The 17,173-nt window shown below is 39.4% G+C and carries 14 protein-coding genes; 11 read left to right on the top strand and 3 right to left on the bottom strand.

What is annotated here, in order from left to right; all coding sequences use genetic code 11:
• Window positions 1-6: 6 nt before the first annotated feature.
• The 3 genes from mfd to I6E72_RS00385 are packed head-to-tail and all read left to right on the top strand — an operon-like array spanning window position 7 to window position 4,590.
• Window positions 7-3,480: a transcription-repair coupling factor gene (mfd, locus tag I6E72_RS00395; protein WP_197110756.1), complete on the top strand. Its 3,474-nt coding sequence runs from the start codon at window positions 7-9 to the stop codon at window positions 3,478-3,480.
• The gene (locus I6E72_RS00390; protein WP_197110755.1) at window positions 3,480-4,316 is read left to right on the top strand and encodes a peptidoglycan binding protein CsiV; all 837 of its coding nucleotides are present in this window, start codon (window positions 3,480-3,482) and stop codon (window positions 4,314-4,316) included. Before mfd ends, I6E72_RS00390 begins: the two co-directional genes overlap by 1 nt.
• 19 nt (window positions 4,317-4,335) lie before the next feature.
• Window positions 4,336-4,590 (top strand): DUF3862 domain-containing protein, encoded by a 255-nt coding sequence (locus tag I6E72_RS00385; protein ID WP_197110754.1) that lies wholly within the window; start codon window positions 4,336-4,338, stop codon window positions 4,588-4,590.
• A gap of 49 nt (window positions 4,591-4,639) precedes the next feature.
• Here I6E72_RS00385 and I6E72_RS00380 read toward each other — a convergent pair whose 3' ends face one another.
• The 3 genes from I6E72_RS00380 to I6E72_RS00370 all read right to left on the bottom strand — a co-directional run bounded on the left by I6E72_RS00380 (window position 4,640) and on the right by I6E72_RS00370 (window position 9,588).
• A complete protein-coding gene (locus tag I6E72_RS00380; RefSeq protein ID WP_010554065.1) occupies window positions 4,640-5,992 on the bottom strand; it encodes a hypothetical protein in 1,353 nt (450 codons plus the stop codon).
• A gap of 104 nt (window positions 5,993-6,096) precedes the next feature.
• The gene (locus tag I6E72_RS00375; protein ID WP_007585660.1) at window positions 6,097-8,547 is read right to left on the bottom strand and encodes a TonB-dependent receptor; all 2,451 of its coding nucleotides are present in this window, start codon (window positions 8,545-8,547) and stop codon (window positions 6,097-6,099) included.
• A gap of 615 nt (window positions 8,548-9,162) precedes the next feature.
• Window positions 9,163-9,588 carry a hypothetical protein gene (locus tag I6E72_RS00370; protein WP_007585651.1) on the bottom strand — a complete coding sequence of 142 codons (426 nt, stop codon included), beginning with the start codon at window positions 9,586-9,588 and terminating at the stop codon, window positions 9,163-9,165.
• A gap of 339 nt (window positions 9,589-9,927) precedes the next feature.
• On the opposite strand from I6E72_RS00370, the gene ccoN reads away from it, so the two are divergent.
• From ccoN to I6E72_RS00330, 8 genes are all read left to right on the top strand, one after another.
• On the top strand, window positions 9,928-11,361 hold the full coding sequence (gene ccoN / locus I6E72_RS00365; RefSeq protein ID WP_007585649.1) for a cytochrome-c oxidase, cbb3-type subunit I: 1,434 nt from the start codon (window positions 9,928-9,930) through the stop codon (window positions 11,359-11,361).
• 12 nt (window positions 11,362-11,373) lie between these two features.
• Entirely contained in the window at window positions 11,374-12,048 is a 675-nt protein-coding gene (gene ccoO, locus I6E72_RS00360; protein ID WP_010554062.1) for a cytochrome-c oxidase, cbb3-type subunit II, read from the top strand.
• 6 nt (window positions 12,049-12,054) lie between these two features.
• Window positions 12,055-12,240, top strand: a complete 186-nt coding sequence (locus I6E72_RS00355) for a cbb3-type cytochrome oxidase subunit 3 (RefSeq protein WP_010554061.1) — start codon at window positions 12,055-12,057, stop codon at window positions 12,238-12,240.
• Window positions 12,237-13,271: a cytochrome-c oxidase, cbb3-type subunit III gene (gene ccoP, locus I6E72_RS00350; RefSeq protein ID WP_197110753.1), complete on the top strand. Its 1,035-nt coding sequence runs from the start codon at window positions 12,237-12,239 to the stop codon at window positions 13,269-13,271. The genes I6E72_RS00355 and ccoP overlap by 4 nt, the downstream gene beginning before the upstream one ends.
• 149 nt (window positions 13,272-13,420) lie before the next feature.
• Window positions 13,421-13,912 (top strand): FixH family protein, encoded by a 492-nt coding sequence (locus I6E72_RS00345; RefSeq protein WP_101216175.1) that lies wholly within the window; start codon window positions 13,421-13,423, stop codon window positions 13,910-13,912.
• Window positions 13,913-13,920: 8 nt separating this feature from the next.
• On the top strand, window positions 13,921-16,296 hold the full coding sequence (locus tag I6E72_RS00340) for a heavy metal translocating P-type ATPase (RefSeq protein ID WP_197110752.1): 2,376 nt from the start codon (window positions 13,921-13,923) through the stop codon (window positions 16,294-16,296).
• Window positions 16,293-16,460 (top strand): cbb3-type cytochrome oxidase assembly protein CcoS, encoded by a 168-nt coding sequence (ccoS, locus tag I6E72_RS00335; RefSeq protein WP_002963071.1) that lies wholly within the window; start codon window positions 16,293-16,295, stop codon window positions 16,458-16,460. Before I6E72_RS00340 ends, ccoS begins: the two co-directional genes overlap by 4 nt.
• Window positions 16,453-17,124, top strand: a complete 672-nt coding sequence (locus tag I6E72_RS00330) for a sulfite exporter TauE/SafE family protein (RefSeq protein WP_101216173.1) — start codon at window positions 16,453-16,455, stop codon at window positions 17,122-17,124. Before ccoS ends, I6E72_RS00330 begins: the two co-directional genes overlap by 8 nt.
• The last annotated feature ends 49 nt before the right edge of the window (window positions 17,125-17,173 follow it).

The following is a 17,173-nucleotide window of genomic DNA, read 5'->3' as shown; positions in this document are numbered from 1 at the left end:
TAATAAATGGCGTTTGAGCAATGGGCAGCCTTGCCTTGGGTAAAATCTCAAAAAGATAAAATTCAATGGGGCCAGCTAAGCGGAAGTGGTTTAAGTATTGCCATTGCTGAAGGCGTTAAACAACAAGACAACTTAGTCTTGATTGTTACGCCTGATACACCAAGCGCACTGCGCCTTGAAACAGAATTAGAATATTTATTACCCGATAACCCAGTAATGGTATTTCCTGATTGGGAAACTCTGCCATACGATCACTTTTCTCCCCATCAAGATATTATTTCAGCCCGTTTAGCCACTTTAAACACCTTAAAAAAAGAACAACAAAGTGTGTTAATTGTGCCTGTATCTACCTTAATGTTGCGCACAGCCCCGGCCTCGTTTATTTACGGTTCAACAATAAATTTTAAAGTGGGCGACAAGCTAGACACACATAACTTTCGTGACAACTTAGAACAAGCCGGTTATTTAAATGTTCAACAAGTAATGGAGCACGGCGAATACGCTATACGCGGCTCTATCGTTGACTTATATCCAATGGGCAGCCCGCATCCATTTAGACTCGATTTTTTTGATGACGAACTCGACACAATTCGCTTATTTGATGTAGAAACGCAGCGTTCTGATGAAAAAGTAGATAAAATTGAGCTACTTCCAGCGCATGAATTTCCTACTAACGACGCTGATATTGAACGTTTTAGAATAAGCTACCGCGAAAAATTTGGTGCAAGCTCGCAGCAAGATTCTGTATACATGCAAGTAAGCAAAGGTAACTGGCCTGCCGGTATCGAATACTACATGCCGTTGTTTTTTGAAAAGCTAGCAACTATTTTTGACTACTTGCCAGATACGACAACTGTTATGCAGCTGGGTGATTTAGAGCACGCGGCAGACACCTTTTGGCACGATGTAAATGTACGCTATGAGAACCGCAGAGTTGACCCACTTCGTCCATTACTTGAACCCAATGCGCTTTATCAGCCTATTGAAGAGCTGTTTTCTAATTTAGGCAATTTTGCACGTATTCGTTTATCTCTTGCAAAGCTTGGTACTAAAGCGGGCAATAAAAACTTAAGCGTTAGCGAGCTACCAGCGATTAGAATTGATCATAAGCAGCATGAACCTTATGCCGCGTTTATAAATTATGTAGCAGAGCAAAAAAAGAAAAAAGGCCGCATATTACTCAGTGTTGAATCCGATGGTCGTCGCGAATCATTACTGAGCATTCTAAAACCAAGCGGTTTAAAATTTAAAGAATTTGAAACACTCGAACAATTTACAAAAAGCGCGAGTGATGTAGGTTTAATAGTAAGCCCGCTTGAACAAAGTGTAGTACTTGGTACTAAGCCCAGCCTTTCTATTATTACCGAGCAAGAACTGCTAGGTATTAAAGTATCTCAACGCAGACGCCGCAAGCACAAGTACGAAGCCAGCCAAGATGCGCTAATCCGTAATTTAGCTGAGCTTAAAGAAGGCCAACCTGTTGTGCATCTCGATCATGGTGTTGGCCGTTACCAAGGTTTGCAAACAATTGATGCCGCAGGTGTAATTACTGAGTTTGTTACGATTACTTACGCAAGTGAAGCTAAACTTTACGTGCCAGTGTCTGCATTGCATATGCTGAGCCGTTACTCTGGCGGTGAAGAAGCTAGCGCCCCGCTGCATAAGCTTGGCTCAGATGCATGGGAAAAAGCAAAAAAACGTGCGGCTGAAAAAGTTCGCGATGTAGCAGCCGAATTACTCGACATTTATGCACAGCGCCAAGCAAAACCCGGTAATAAGTTTACTCTAGACGCCCCTGCATATCGCCAATTTAGCGATAGCTTCCCGTTTGAAGAAACTGACGATCAGCGTAATGCCATAGAAGCCGTATTAGGCGATATGCAATCAAAACAAGCCATGGACCGCTTAGTGTGTGGTGACGTAGGCTTTGGTAAAACAGAAGTGGCCATGCGTGCTGCTTTTGTAGCGGTTAACGATGATAAACAGGTAGCCATTTTAGTGCCTACCACCTTGCTGGCTCAGCAGCACTTTGAAAACTTTAAAGACCGCTTTGCTGATTTTCCTATTGAAGTAGGTGTACTTTCGCGCTTTAACTCCACTAAAGAGCAAAAAGACACGCTTGAAAAAATGGCGAACGGTAAGCTCGATATAGTTATTGGCACACATAAACTTATTCAGCATGACATTAAATTTAACGATTTAGGCTTACTCATTGTTGATGAAGAGCATCGCTTTGGTGTTCGCCAAAAAGAGAAAATTAAAGCCCTGCGTGCCGATGTAGACATACTCACGCTAACTGCAACGCCAATACCGCGTACACTTAACATGGCCATGAGCGGAATGCGCGATTTATCAATAATCGCAACGCCACCGGCTAAACGTTTAGCGGTAAAAACCTTTGTACGCCAACGCGATGTAGAACTAATACGCGAAGCTGTACTGCGTGAAATTAAACGCGGTGGCCAAGTTTACTTTTTGCATAACAATGTGGAAACTATTGACCGTGTTGCGCAAGAAATTAGTGAATGGGTCCCTGAAGCAAGCGTCACCTCAGCCCATGGTCAAATGCGCGAGCAAGAGCTTGAGCAAATAATGACTGACTTTTATCATCAAAAATACAACGTGCTGGTATGTACCACGATTATCGAGACCGGTATTGATGTACCGACAGCCAACACCATTATTATGGATAGAGCCGATAAACTTGGCCTTGCGCAATTACACCAATTACGTGGACGAGTTGGTCGAAGCCATCATCAAGCGTATGCCTATTTACTCACAGGTGACCCTAAAGCACTCTCTAAAGACGCGAGTAAACGCTTACAAGCAATCGAATCGTTGGAAGATTTAGGCGCGGGTTTTGCCCTTGCTACACACGATTTAGAAATTCGTGGCGCTGGTGAGTTACTTGGCGACGATCAATCAGGTCAAATGCAAACAATCGGCTTTAGTTTATATATGGAAATGCTTGAGCAAGCCGTAAATGCGCTACGTGAAGGAAAAGAGCCAACGCTTGAAAATCTACTTAAAAAACAAACCGAAGTAGATTTAAAACTGGCTGCACTATTACCTGATGATTACATACACGATGTTAATGCACGCCTAGGTATGTACAAGCGAGTTGCTAGTTGTGCTAACCTTGATGATATGGATGAACTACAGGTAGAACTTATAGACCGCTTTGGTTTACTGCCTGATGCCGCTAAAAACCTATTTAGCCTACAATTATTAAAAATGCAGGCAAGTAATTTAGGGATAACAAAAATTGAGGCAAATCCAAAAGGTGGTTACTTTGAGTTTAGCCAAGATACTAAGGTTAACCCTAGCTTCATCATTGGTTTGATACAAAGTGCGCCTAAGGTGTACAAAATGGATGGCGCAAATAAACTGCGCTTTGCAATTAGTGAAGCTAACGCTCGCGAACGCTTAAAAATGGTCACTGCAATGATTGCAGATTTCGAAAAAAAGGTTAGCCATTAATGTTGCTAAAAAAATCGCTAGTTATTTTATGCTGCTTGTTTAGCAGCACTGCATTTGCAGAACGCTGGTTTGAGGTTGAGGTGCTCGTATTTAAACAGCGCCCTGCTCCATATTTGCAAGAAGATTTTACACTTAAGCACAAAGCTATTGAGGATAAAAACTCTCTAGATTTAATGACCCCTCTTTATACAGAGCAAGCAATGCAAGCATGTATAGATGGTGATGAGCGTTTTCAAAAACGCTCTTTTACCGATTCATTAGTTAATTCAAACCCACAATCGGGTGTATGCGGTGACAGTACAAACTACCTAAAAAGCTACGATGAGCTACCTGTAACACCTCTAGCACCCGCTAAAGATGATATGCAGCAAACTTATTTATTAGCACCAGAACACCTGCAATTTAAAGCGCAGTACCGACAGCTAGATCGCAAAGGATTAACACCTATTCTACATACTGGCTGGCGCTTTGAAGGCGCAAGTAAATCGCGTGCACCAAGTATGCATTTAATAGCAGGTAAACACCTTAAAAGTGATTCCAACGTAACCCCTAGCTATTCAAATCCTGATTTTGTAAGTTTATTAAACTCACAACCTGAACTGTTTAACGACCCAAACCAATCAAAAGCAGAATGGGAACTAGACGGTTTATTTAAAATACACTTACGACATTATTTATACATTACAGCTAATTTTGATATTAGCCAAAAACTAGAAAATGGCGATATAGAGTCAGCCCGCTTTTCTCAGTTTAGACGTGTAATAAGTGGTGAAGTACATTACTTTGACCACCCACGAATGGGCATGATCGTCCAAATCAGAAAATTCAAACATTAATACTAAGTAGGATATAACAATGAAAAAACTCCTTATCATCGCAGCTACACTAAGCCTTGCGGCTTGTTCTAAGGTAAGTCTTGAGAGTTACGAAAAAATCAAAGTAGGTATGGACAAGGCTGAAGTTGAAACCATTTTGGGAAGTGCAGATAATTGTGTTGAAAAAACACTGCATACTAATTGTGTGTGGGGCGACGAAGCAAAAAATATCGAGATCACGCTAGTATCAGACAAAGTAACTTTATATAGTAAACATGGTTTAGCTAATAAATAAATTTAAAAAAGGGACTGATTTTATCAGTCCCTTTTTTAATTACTAAAATTCATTTTTTGGAGTAGATAAGCTCAATATTAACGATTTTACTACGATTTAACGTTATTTTATAGCGTTGGTAAAGTGTTCTATCTTCCTCTGTTAGCACAAGCACCATGTTAAGTTGGTAGCGCCGTTCAACCGCCTGCTTAGATATTTTATTACTATCTAAATGATATAACTTCCCTTCACCACGTTTTAGATAACGCGCAAATGGCGCAAGACTAAATTGTAGCGTGTGCTGCAGTGTATCGTAACCGGGTAAAAATTCTTTTGCACTAACACGTGTCTCACTTGCAAAGTGTAACCACTGCGCGGCTTGTTTATTTTGCTGACGACGCTTTGAAAAAATAGATTTCACTTCTTTAGGTATCTTTTTAAAGCGCATGTATTCAAGCCAAATTAGCTGACTCGCTATTTTGTCTTTGGTAATACTATTTTTAAAACTAAATCGCCACTTAGGTCGCCCTTGTACAATAGCTCGCCAGATCATACGTGTAATGTCTTCTTTAAATATTTCACGTAGCCCGTAAATAACCCCTAAAATTAAAATAAGCGTCGCGGTGACTTCAGTAAACGTTGAGCGGGCATTAAGTATCACAACCATCACAAATGCCATGATAACAGCTGTTACAGTGCCTTTAACTAATCGTTTAAGGTAGCTGTTAAGAAAACGCGTTTGGCGCTGTAATATAACGCCATGCTCAATTAAACGTTGTAACAAGCGCATTTTATTTGTTATTCGATTTGCGTCTTGCATGGTGGTTTCAGAATTGTAGCTTTTCTCTGCTCGGTACGTATTCTCGTTTTTACAAAACTGCAGTAAATCGTTACGCTCTTTTGCATAATCGCTACTACGTGGGCCTTCATCTAAAAGCTTTAAAAATGATTGCTCAACATGCCAACTTAAATAGTTGTCAGCATTGGTAAAAAATGGAAGTAGTTTTTCGTCATCTGGTGTGTAGCGACGCAGCTTTTTTAAAAGCCCTTCACTTTGTTCATATACTTCGTTAGCGCGTTTATAAAAGTCTTCTGCTTCATCAATTTTTAACGCGTCTTTAATGTCGGCATCAAGGGCTAAACGCACTTGGTAACAAAATAAATTAAGGTTTTGACGGTAATCTTGCTGCTCACCTTTGTTTTTACTAACAAAACGGCTTCGTACTAATGGCAAGTGTATATTGTTAGCGTTGTATGCTAAATGTGATTTAAAGTGGTTATTAAAGTAAGATTCTTCGGTAAGCGTTTGCGGATTAATCCCCATTTCATTAGGGATAGAAAAATACAGATCTATGCGCTGTTCAGAACGAGGAGTTAGCTCTGGTTCAATGACAAAAGATAAGTTTTCATCTTGTTTTAACAATCAGTTCTCCTTCTAAAATATCTTTTTAGTGTACTTGTCTCCTTTGTTTTGTTCAATAAAAAAGGCTCAGTAAATACTGAGCCTTAATACGATTAATGTGCTAGTTAAAACTTGTAGTTTACACTTGCAAAAACACGTGAACCAATTACATCATAAACTTCTGGAACAGTACCCATATCGTTACCACCTAATACTTTCTCAGGCTCTTTATCGAAAATGTTGTTCATGCCACCAGTAAATCGTAATGCATCATTCAAGTTGTAGCTCATTGAAATATCGTGGTAAATAACGTTGTCAGTACTAAAGTTTTCACCGTAGTAGTCACCATCCATTCCACGAAGGAATCTTGCGTTATAAAGGATATTTAATGAATCAGTTAGATCGTAATTAACTGAAAGGTTAGACTTTATTTTAGAGTAACCACCGATGTTGCCATCAATAGTACCTGTGTAATTAATGTCATCTTCTTCAAACTTAATTAAATAAGTTGTATCAAGGTTTATACGGTAGTTATCTGCAGAGTAGCTAATATTCCAATCAACACCTGACGTTTCTTGAGAACCTACGTTAGTTAGTGCTGAACTTAGGTTAGATAAGTCACCAGATTGTGTAATGTTTACTGATGAACATGATTCTGAGTCACCTGCAAAACAGCTATTCATTTCGTTTTGAACATCTAAGCGAGTAATCGCATTAGTAATATCAAACTTCCAGTAATCTAGAGTTGTTGATAAACCGTCAGCTACTTCCCAAACCATACCAAAAGTGAAAGAGCGACTTTCTTCGGCTTTAAGATCGTTATCACTTGTGTAGTTTACAAGTATTTGAGCATCTTGTTCGTTGCCCCATGGATCAGCTAGGTAATCGTACGAACCTGAGTTACCACCAAACAGTTCTGATACGTTTGGTGCTCTAAAGCCAGTAGCTAATACAGAACGAACCATAAACTCTTCAGTTACATTCCACGTTGCACCAAGTTTCCACGTTGTTTCGCCACCAAAGGTAGAGTAGTTATCGTAGCGAGCAGCACCTTCAAGGGTAACAGTCTCTAATACCGGCATAGATGTTTCAAAGTAGATAGACTGTACTGAGAAATCACCTTCAGTTGGATCTTGTTGTGCAGCTGTGCTCTCACCAAGCTGAGTAATTAGATCTGGTGTGTAGTAACCACTTTCAAAGCGGTTTTCTACACCGATTGCGTAACCAATATCACTTTCTGTTACTGCGCTGTAACCAGCTGAAAGAATAAATTGCTCGTTACCACCTTCGTTTGACTCAGTATAAATTGAATCGTTAGATGTTAATAAGCTACGATCTAAAGAATCACCGCTGAACCAAAGAGCTTGGTTTGCATAAATGCTTTCTTCAACTCGACTTGCATTAATTGAGTTTTGAACTTTATCTTTTGAGTCATTACGACCGTAAGTTGCACTTACATCCCAGCTTGCATCGTTATCTAATAAACCTTGTAATGCAACAGATACACGGTAAGTGTCAGTTTCTTGCTCATAAATACGAGGACCAGCATCAACCATTCTTCTTCTGTACTCTAAAGAGTCAGCAAGATCGCCTGTATCTGCGTCACGGAAGCTATCTGTGTAAGTTGAATCCAAGCTAGAAGTACTTAAATCAATACTTGCTGGTTGTGGTGCAAGTTGTTGATTAGATTCACGACGTGTATACATCAAATCAACATTAAATGTAGTGTCTGAGTCTAGCTCTTTGTCAAAACTAGTAAATAAGCTGTATAGCTCATTAGGTGTTTGAGCATAGCTTGATGTTGTGAAGTCGTATGAAGTAGTTCTATCTGCAAAAACACCATTACCCTGGTAAGTTCTGCCGCCCAGTGTTCCTTCAGGGATAAATGAAGACTCGCCAGGCTCTACAAAACGACGATCCGACTGAATTACTTCACCACGGTTTGAGTATTGAGCACCAACAACTAAGTTGCCATCGGCAATATTCATTCCGTGTAATAAACTAACACCGTAGTTATTGCCATCACCTTTTGTAGTGCGGCTTCCTTCAACGTTTAGCTCTGAACCTTCAAAATCTTTCTTTGTTATAATGTTAACAACACCAGCAATAGCATCAGAGCCATATACTGCAGACGCGCCGTCTTTTAAGATTTCGATAGATTTGATCATTGCTACAGGAATGGTATTTAAATCAACAGAAGAATCTGCGCCGGTACCTGAAGAAACCATACGACGACCATTTAATAATACCAGTGTACGTTGCGAACCCATACCACGTAAGTTAACTGTCGCAGAACCACCTGAACCATTATTACTTGAAGCGCCTAAGCTAATACCAGCAGCTGATGGCTGAGTAGAAAGTATGTCAGCAACAGATGTGAAACCACTTTTTGCAATGAAGTCATCACCGATAACTGTGATTGGGCTTGCTGTTTCCATATCAGTACGGTTAATACGAGAGCCCGTCACCTGAATTTTTTCAATTGATGTAGCTGCTTCGTCAGCCGCTAAAACTTGCACACTTGAGAACATTGGTATTGCTGCAATTACAGCTAAGCCAAGAGTTGATTTTTTCATGAAAGAACCCTACTTGTTGAAGTTTACCTTTATTGGTAATGCTCACTTGTTATAAGAATAGTGAGTCAGATGGGCAACTTAGGCGCTTTTAACTGAACGAAAACTTAACGCCAGTACGCTTTTTATCAACCAACAAAATAGAACAACTCTTTTGGGGACATACGTTACAACTTGTTTCATTGTTAACGAATAAATACATTTAAATATCAATAGCATAAACAATTTAAGATACTTAAATAACACAGTTGAAACCAAACTGGTCAACTTTGTAATTCAATGTAATTAATCGAATTGTGTACCAAATTCAGATAAATTAACAAGTTAATCACAGCAAATTATTAAAACCGCAAAACTAAATGTTAATTACTAACCGAATTTACGCATGTTTGGTGCTTAAATAGCTTTATCTGACTACTTTGCGGTTTTTTTGATTAGACTTTTTGTTCAGCCACAATTAAAACTGTGTCTTTATTGAATTAGTTTCATATTATAAAAACTTATATTGGCTACTTGATTCAAATAGCAGTTTTAGTGATCTTCTCGCTTAAATAATCGTATGGATAACAATGCAAATTGCTAATGGTAAATGGATTGCATGAAAGTTAGGTATTAAGCCTAATACGTTACATAAAAAGAGTAATTTAGTGTTTGTATTAAAGAGGTTGTATTATCTTTGACTGTTAGCTCTAAATTCCAGAGCATATTTTGCTCAGAACAAATGCCAACCATGGTATTACTCTGCCACAGGCCATTATGTTTTTTAAATTGCTGAGGAATGTAACCCATATACATAGTAATGCCTTTAAGCTTGGCATCTTCAATTGTAAGGTTTGTTGGCAAATCACTAAAAATAGTAAATGGAGTTTCGGGAGAAAGAGTTTTCTCGCTTAACCATACTTTAACATCATTTGAAAAAGTACAAGGCAAATTGGCTGTGCATGTGGCATTTTCTAGAAACTTTTCATCTGTATTTTTGGAAAAATCACATGCTGTTAATAAAAAAAATACCGCCGTGAATAAACTTAATCTATATATAAGCATAACAATTTCGCACTAAAGAAAAACAAATACTAATAATCGCGACTGCAAATAACAAGTGCGAGTGTTACTATTAAGCCAAATTAGGCACAAACTGTATCAAAAAATAAACAACAAGCTCACAAACATTGATTGATGTCATAATTTTATGTAATTGACCTATCTTTTTTAGGCCAAAAAATTTATCATTTCACCCGCAAAAAATAAGGGTTTCTCAAGTTTTTTTTCTGAAGCTTTCATGTATTGAAAGTTTTAGATAACACGCTTGAGAAAATAGTAGGCCCCACTTTTAAAGGTGGGTAATTCATTTCTAAACGCATTTATTGCAGCGGAAGCCAGAAAATGAGCCAAACAGTAGCATCACAAACTGAGTATAACTATAAGGTTGTACGCCAATTCGCTATTATGACAGTGATTTGGGGCATCGTTGGCATGAGTATTGGGGTTCTGATTGCTGCCCAATTAGCTTGGCCAGCACTTAACTTTGATACACCATGGTTAACTTACTCTCGACTACGTCCGTTACACACGAACGCAGTAATTTTCGCATTTGGTACTAGTGCACTTTTTGCGACGTCTTATTACGTCGTACAACGTACTTGTCAAACGCGTCTTTTCTCAGACAAACTCGCCGCCTTTTCTTTTTGGGGCTGGCAGCTAGTTATTGTATTAGCAGTAATAACGCTACCGTTAGGTATTACTAGCTCAAAAGAATATGCAGAACTTGAATGGCCAATCGATATTTTAATCGCTGTGGTTTGGATTGTTTACGCTATTGTATTCTTTGGTACTTTAATCAAGCGTAAAGTGTCGCACATCTATGTTGCTAACTGGTTCTATGCTGGCTTTATTATTACTGTTGCAGTACTACACATTGTAAACAGCATGGCAGTGCCTGTGTCGTTAACTAAATCATATTCAATCTACGCTGGTGCCGTAGATGCGATGGTTCAGTGGTGGTACGGTCATAACGCTGTAGGTTTCCTACTTACTGCTGGTTTCTTGGGTATGATGTATTACTTTGTACCTAAACAAGCAGGTCGTCCAGTGTACTCATACCGTTTATCGGTAGTTCACTTTTGGGCTCTAATTTCATTATATATCTGGGCTGGTCCTCATCACCTTCACTACACAGCGCTTCCTGATTGGACGCAAAGTTTAGGTATGGTTATGTCTATTATCCTATTTGTACCGTCTTGGGGTGGTATGATTAACGGTATTATGACGCTATCTGGCGCGTGGCATAAACTACGTACTGATCCAGTACTACGCTTCTTAGTTGTTTCATTGTCTTTCTACGGTATGTCTACGTTTGAAGGTCCAATGATGGCAATTAAATCTGTAAATGCGTTATCTCACTACACAGATTGGACAATCGGCCACGTACACTCAGGTGCACTAGGTTGGGTTGCTATGATTTCAATTGGTGCTATTTACCACTTAATTCCTGCGTTATTCGCGCAAGGTCGTATGTATAGCGTTAAATTAGTTAATACCCACTTCTGGTTACACACTGTAGGTGTTGTTTTATACATTGTTGCAATGTGGATTTCTGGTGTAATGCAAGGTCTAATGTGGCGTGCAGTGAATGCTGACGGTACATTAATGTACAGCTTTGTGCAGTCTTTAGAAGCGTCGCATCCTTTCTATATCATGCGCTTTGTAGGCGGTGTATTCATCGTAACGGGTATGTTAGTTATGGCTTATAACGTTTACCGCACTATTTCAGCTGAGAAAGAATCTCTGAAACTAGACGCGCAAGCACAATTAGCATAACGGAGTGAGATGATGAGCAAGAAAAATTCACAAAACAAACATGAAATAGTAGAAAAGAACGTTGGCCTTATGGCTATTCTGACTGTTTTTGCTATTAGCTTTGGCGCGTTAGTTGAGATCACTCCGCTAATGTTTCAAGACGATACAACTAAACCAGTGGAGGGTTTACGCCCTCTTAACGCTTTAGAAATGGAAGGGCGCGACCTTTACGTGCGTGAAGGTTGTTCTAACTGTCACTCACAAATGATTCGTCCTTTTCGTGATGAAGTTGAGCGTTATGGTCACTACTCTGTAGCAGGCGAATCAGTATGGGATCATCCGTTTTTATGGGGTTCTAAACGTACTGGTCCTGACTTGGCTCGTGTTGGTAAGCGCTACTCGGACGATTGGCATTATGCTCACTTAGTTGATCCACGTGCTGTGGTTCCTGAGTCAAACATGCCAGGCTTTCCTTGGTTAGCAGAGAATACGGTTGATACAAGCCTTACTCTGAAAAAACTACAACTTTTCCGTGATACTTTTGCTATTAACCCAGAAAACCCAAAACATCCGGGTTTAGGTTATGGCGATGATGCAGAGCTTCAAGCAGATGTTGATAAAGTTAATGCTATGAATGATGGCAAAGGCGCAACAGAAATCCAAGCTCTCATCGCGTATTTACAGCAACTTGGTACCCACTTGAAGTAAAAAATTATGGATTACGGAACATACAGAGGTATTTTGACTCTGGTAATTTTAGTATTGTTTATTGTGATTGTTGCATGGGCATATAGCAAGCGAAGCAAAACTCGTTTTGACAGCGCTGCTAATGCCATTTTTGAAGATGAAAAAAAACATGACAACACGCTCTCTAACGAGGAAAAGGAGTCTGAAAAATGACTAGCTTTTGGAGTATTTGGGTTATTGTATTAACCCTTGCATGCTTATGCATCATCTTTGGCTTATTAGTTTGGAACTTAAAAAACTATGCAGGCGTAGAAGAAGGTGAAAGCTGTGGACATGAATTTGACGGCATTGAAGAGCTAAATAATCCACTACCAAAATGGTGGACTTACATGTTTTTCGCAACTTTCATTTGGTCAGTATATTACCTTGCAGCTTACCCAGGTTTAGGCAACTGGGAAGGTTTAGGTAAATGGACTAGTTCTAATCAAGGTATTACCTCTTTAGCTGAATCTAAAAAAGCAGTTGCAGAGGCAAAAGCTGATGGTCGCTTTGTAAAACTTGATAAAGAATACGAAGCTGCAGAAGAACGCTTTGGTCCTACTTTTAATAAACTTGCACAAGTACCCGTTTTAGATTTAGTTAACTCTAAATTTGAAGGTGATGCAGCGCAGCAAGTAGCGCTTGATAATGGTAATAAACATGAGCAAACAGATGGCCAAGTAGCCATTGAAATTGGTCAGCGTTTATTCTCACAAAACTGTGCGCAATGTCATGGCTCTGATGCACGTGGTGGTACTGGCTTCCCTAACCTAACTGATAAAGATTGGTTATATGGCGGAACACCTGACAAAATTAAAGAAACACTTCTTTATGGTCGTATTGCAGCAATGCCAGCTTGGGGTCCTGCTCTTGGCGAACAAGGCGTTAAAGAAATGACAGCACATGTGCTGAGCCTTTCTGGTCGTACTGTTAACCAAAAAGACGCAGACGCAGGTGCCGCTAAGTTTGCAATGTGTGCCGCATGTCATGGTGCTGACGGTAAAGGGTCAGTTGCACATAACCTACCGTTTGGCGCGCCTAACCTGACTGATAACATTTGGTTATATGGTGGTTCTCAACGTGCTGTTGAAGAAACTCTTAACCACGGCCGTGCCGGTGTAATGCCTGCATGGAAAGACATTTTAGGTGAAGATAAGATTCACTTATTAACTGCCTATGTTTACAGTTTATCGCAAGATAAATAAGCACGCGGTTAATAAAATGTTTATAAATTAATTTATTTAATTCAATAGATTAATCCAGATCAAAAAAGCCTCCACTGTGAGGCTTTTTTTTAGTCTTTTACGTATAATTCCTATAAAATAACGCTTCCTAAACTAATTTTAGAGACACTATGCAACCTACTCCGTGGTATAAAAATTTTTGGCCTTGGTTTTTAATCTTCTTTCCGTTAGTTGCCATTATTGGCTGTATTAGCTTATTTATTACGGCAATAGGTAACGGTCCAGATATGGTTGTTGACGACTACTACAAAAAAGGTAAAGCAATAAACTTAGAACTGACTAAGTTTGAAAAAGCAAAAGCACTTTATTTACATGGCGAATTGAATGTAACCAACGACCGCGTAAGCTTTAAGTTCACAAAAGGCGACAGCAGTAACGTGCATGTATTAAAACTCTCGTTTTACCATCGCACCATCAAAGCGCATGACTTTGAAGCAACACTTACTCCTAATGCCAATCAGGAATTTACTGCATTACTTAACGAGTATACGCAAGGTGCCTACTCTGTATTTATTGAGCCAATAGATGGCAGTTGGAAAATGAAAGAAAATATAACGTTACCAACTGAACAAACCGTTTTAGTTACTCCTAATTATAAGTAGTAATAACTATGTCTAACTCTTGCTTTCATTGCCTTGAAAGTGTGCCAAACGGATTTAGCGCAAACGTTATAATTGACGATAAAGCTCAGCCAATGTGTTGCATTGGCTGCCAAGCTGTTGCGCAAAATATTGTTGATCAAGGTATGACCGATTATTATAAATACCGAACGGTTCGTGCTGGAAAGGTCGAACAGCTGGTACCTGAGCAACTCGCATTTATAAAAAGTTATGACAACGAAGACATCCAAGACGAATTTATAGCAACTAACGATAATATCTCAGAGGTATTATTGAGCGTTGAAGGTATAACCTGTGCCGCGTGTGCATGGCTTATAGAAAAACAACTCTTAAATTTAACCTCAGTTAAGCGTGTCGATGTAAATACATCCACCAACCGCGCGATGATTCAATGGGACAAAACCAGCACTCCATTGAGTGAAGTTATTACTTCCCTAGCTAAAATTGGCTACAAAGCCTACCCGTTTCAATCAGATGTTGAAGCTCAGCAAAAACAACAAACTGCCAAAGCCTATATTCGGCGCTTAGGTGTTGCAGGCTTAATGACCATGCAAGTAATGATGTTTGCGTTCGCCATGTACTTTGGCATGTTTTCAGGCATGGACAGTAACTTTGAGCAGTATTTTAGATGGATCAGCTTAGTACTGGCCTCTCCGGTTATTTTATACAGTGCACTGCCCTTTTTAACCAATGCTATAAATGGACTAAAAGCAAAACAGCTCAATATGGATTTACCCGTATCACTGGCTATTTTTGGTGCGTTTGGTGCAAGTTGTTACGCCACATTTATGCAAGTCGGCGAAGTGTATTTTGAATCTGTGTGTATGTTTACCTTTTTGCTGTTATTAGGTAAATATCTTGAATTTAGAGCGCGTTTAAAAGCCAGCGAGTTTACTGCAAATTTACAAAAATTATTGCCATTAACAGCCCGCACCATTAACGAAAGTGGCGAAGAGCTTATAATTGCAGCCAAAAAACTAAAACTTAATGACGTAGTGCTTATTAAAGCAGGTGAAACAATTCCTGCCGACGGCGAACTTATTAAAGGTAAAACTACGGTTGATGAATCAATGATGACGGGAGAACATCAACCCGTTACAAAGTTTATTGGCCATAATGTCTATGCTGGGTGCGTTAACCACGACGGCGTTATTGAAATAAAAATTAATAAAATTGGTCAAAATACGCTTTTAAACCAAATTATACGCCTGCAACATAACGCTTTAACCAAGCGCCCTAAACTGGTTGAAATTACAGATAAAGTAGCGCAATGGTTTATTGCGTCTTTACTTATATTTGCTTCACTTACAGCTATTGGCTGGTACCAAATTGCTCCCGAACATGCATTTTGGATCACTATTTCGGTTTTAGTTGCTACCTGCCCGTGTGCCCTGAGTTTAGCCATACCTACCGCACTCACATGTGCAGTGGCAACGCTTACCCGCAAAGGCGTATTAATAAAACAAGCGCATGTGCTTGAAACGCTCTCACAAATTACTTTATTTGCATTTGATAAAACAGGCACACTTACGCAAGGTAAATTTAGCCTTGATGAAGTAGATATAATCGATAAACAATATACAAAAGCGCAAGTGCTAGATATAGCAGCCATGCTAGAGCGTTATTCTGAGCACCCTATCGCCAGTGCATTTGATGAGTTTACGCCAGCTCACCGCAGTCTTAATAGCGTTGAAGTACATCCAGGACTGGGAATTAGCGCACAAGATGCAACTAATCATTACGCAATTGGTAAAAGTGGTTGGTTTAATAGCAAAAAATCGAATGCACAAGCGAGCTTGTATATAAATAAGCAAGTTGTTGCACGCTTTTACTTTGTTGATAAAGTAAAAAGCGATGCTAAAAAGCTTATAGACTCACTTCAATCGCAAAACTTAACCTGTCACATGTTAACCGGTGACGCGTCAGATGCTGGGCAAAAAGTAGCTAAGCAACTTAAACTTGAAAGTGTTCAATTTGGATGTTCTCCACAAGATAAACAAACCGCCGTTGAGCAATGGTCTTCACAAAACGAAGTGGTTGCTATGGTCGGTGATGGTGTAAACGACAGCCCGGTATTTGCTAGTGCGCACTTATCTATTGCTATGGAAACCGGTGCAGACATATCAAAAAATAGCGCCGATGTAGTGCTTCTTAATAGCGATTTAGCCTCCATTGGTCACTTACTTAATGTAGCAAAACAAACCAGACGTATTATTAAGCAAAATCTTGCGCTGTCTTTATTGTATAATGCTTCAATATTGCCACTGGCAGCGTTGGGCTTAGTTGCTCCTTGGATGGCTGTTATTGGCATGTCTGCCAGCTCGATTATTGTGATTAGTAATTCACTAAGGCTATTAAAGTTATGAGCATAATTTACATTTTGATCCCTATCGCCATTTTGTTCGTCATTATTGCTATTGGTGTTTTCTTTTGGGCTGTAAAAAGCGAGCAGTTTTCAGATTTAAACAAGCAAGGTCATAGTATTTTGTTTGAAGATGACAAAGAGCAACATAACAAAAGTAATGATTGACCCTCTTTATACCAGCGCATTTTTAATGGGACTAATCGGTAGCGGTCATTGCATTGCTATGTGTGGTGGTATTGCAAGCTCATTACAACTGGCAAGTGACAAACGTAAAACATTTACCTATTCATTTGCTTATAATATTGGACGCGCACTGAGCTATATGGCTGCAGGCGCACTTGTTGCTGGTATTAGCAGCCAATTTGCAAGGCAAAACACCTCCTTCTCTTTAGTACTTTCGTTCATTGCAGCTATTTTTATGCTCCTCGTTGGCGTGTATATAATGCGCTTGGGCCCTACTTTGCAATGGTTAGAGAAAATTGGTAAAACCTTGGTGTGGCAACACATTGTTAAGCTAAATAAATATTTAATGCCTATTAACTCTCCTTTTAAAGCCTTAGGTTACGGTGCTTTGTGGGGCTGGCTGCCTTGTGGTTTAGTATATTCAGCGCTTACATGGGCGATGACTAGCCCAAGTGCGTTAGACGGTGCTTTAGTTATGTTTTGCTTTGCTTTGGGTACTTTTCCCGCGATGATCACATTAGGCGTTACCGCTCAAAAACTAAATACTATTATTAACCATCCATGGACCCGAATTGTATTAGGCAGTGTTATAATTTGGTACGGTATTTACTTATTGATTATTGCAACAGACAAGCTGGTACATTAATCTTCAGGACGTGTTAACCTCTAAATATTATTTTTGCAGCAATGTATAA

The sequence above is a fragment of the Pseudoalteromonas sp. NSLLW24 genome (genome assembly GCF_015864725.1).
Taxonomy (GTDB): domain Bacteria; phylum Pseudomonadota; class Gammaproteobacteria; order Enterobacterales; family Alteromonadaceae; genus Pseudoalteromonas; species Pseudoalteromonas arctica.
The sequence above is the reverse complement of the archived record's forward strand: the minus strand, read 5'-3'. Positions and strand labels throughout refer to the sequence as shown.

Bases quoted from the DNA above. Each gene is read 5' to 3' on its own strand.
- I6E72_RS00355 (WP_010554061.1), top strand. From the start codon at position 12,055: ATGGATTACGGAACATACAGAGGTATTTTGACTCTGGTAATTTTAGTA.
- I6E72_RS00390 (WP_197110755.1), top strand. From the start codon at position 3,480: ATGTTGCTAAAAAAATCGCTAGTTATTTTATGCTGCTTGTTTAGCAGC.
- mfd (WP_197110756.1), top strand. From the start codon at position 7: ATGGCGTTTGAGCAATGGGCAGCCTTGCCTTGGGTAAAATCTCAAAAA.
- I6E72_RS00345 (WP_101216175.1), top strand. From the start codon at position 13,421: ATGCAACCTACTCCGTGGTATAAAAATTTTTGGCCTTGGTTTTTAATC.
- ccoO (WP_010554062.1), top strand. From the start codon at position 11,374: ATGAGCAAGAAAAATTCACAAAACAAACATGAAATAGTAGAAAAGAAC.
- ccoP (WP_197110753.1), top strand. From the start codon at position 12,237: ATGACTAGCTTTTGGAGTATTTGGGTTATTGTATTAACCCTTGCATGC.
- I6E72_RS00370 (WP_007585651.1), bottom strand. From the start codon at position 9,588: ATGCTTATATATAGATTAAGTTTATTCACGGCGGTATTTTTTTTATTA.
- I6E72_RS00330 (WP_101216173.1), top strand. From the start codon at position 16,453: ATGATTGACCCTCTTTATACCAGCGCATTTTTAATGGGACTAATCGGT.
- I6E72_RS00340 (WP_197110752.1), top strand. From the start codon at position 13,921: ATGTCTAACTCTTGCTTTCATTGCCTTGAAAGTGTGCCAAACGGATTT.
- ccoN (WP_007585649.1), top strand. From the start codon at position 9,928: ATGAGCCAAACAGTAGCATCACAAACTGAGTATAACTATAAGGTTGTA.
- ccoS (WP_002963071.1), top strand. From the start codon at position 16,293: ATGAGCATAATTTACATTTTGATCCCTATCGCCATTTTGTTCGTCATT.
- I6E72_RS00385 (WP_197110754.1), top strand. From the start codon at position 4,336: ATGAAAAAACTCCTTATCATCGCAGCTACACTAAGCCTTGCGGCTTGT.
- I6E72_RS00375 (WP_007585660.1), bottom strand. From the start codon at position 8,547: ATGAAAAAATCAACTCTTGGCTTAGCTGTAATTGCAGCAATACCAATG.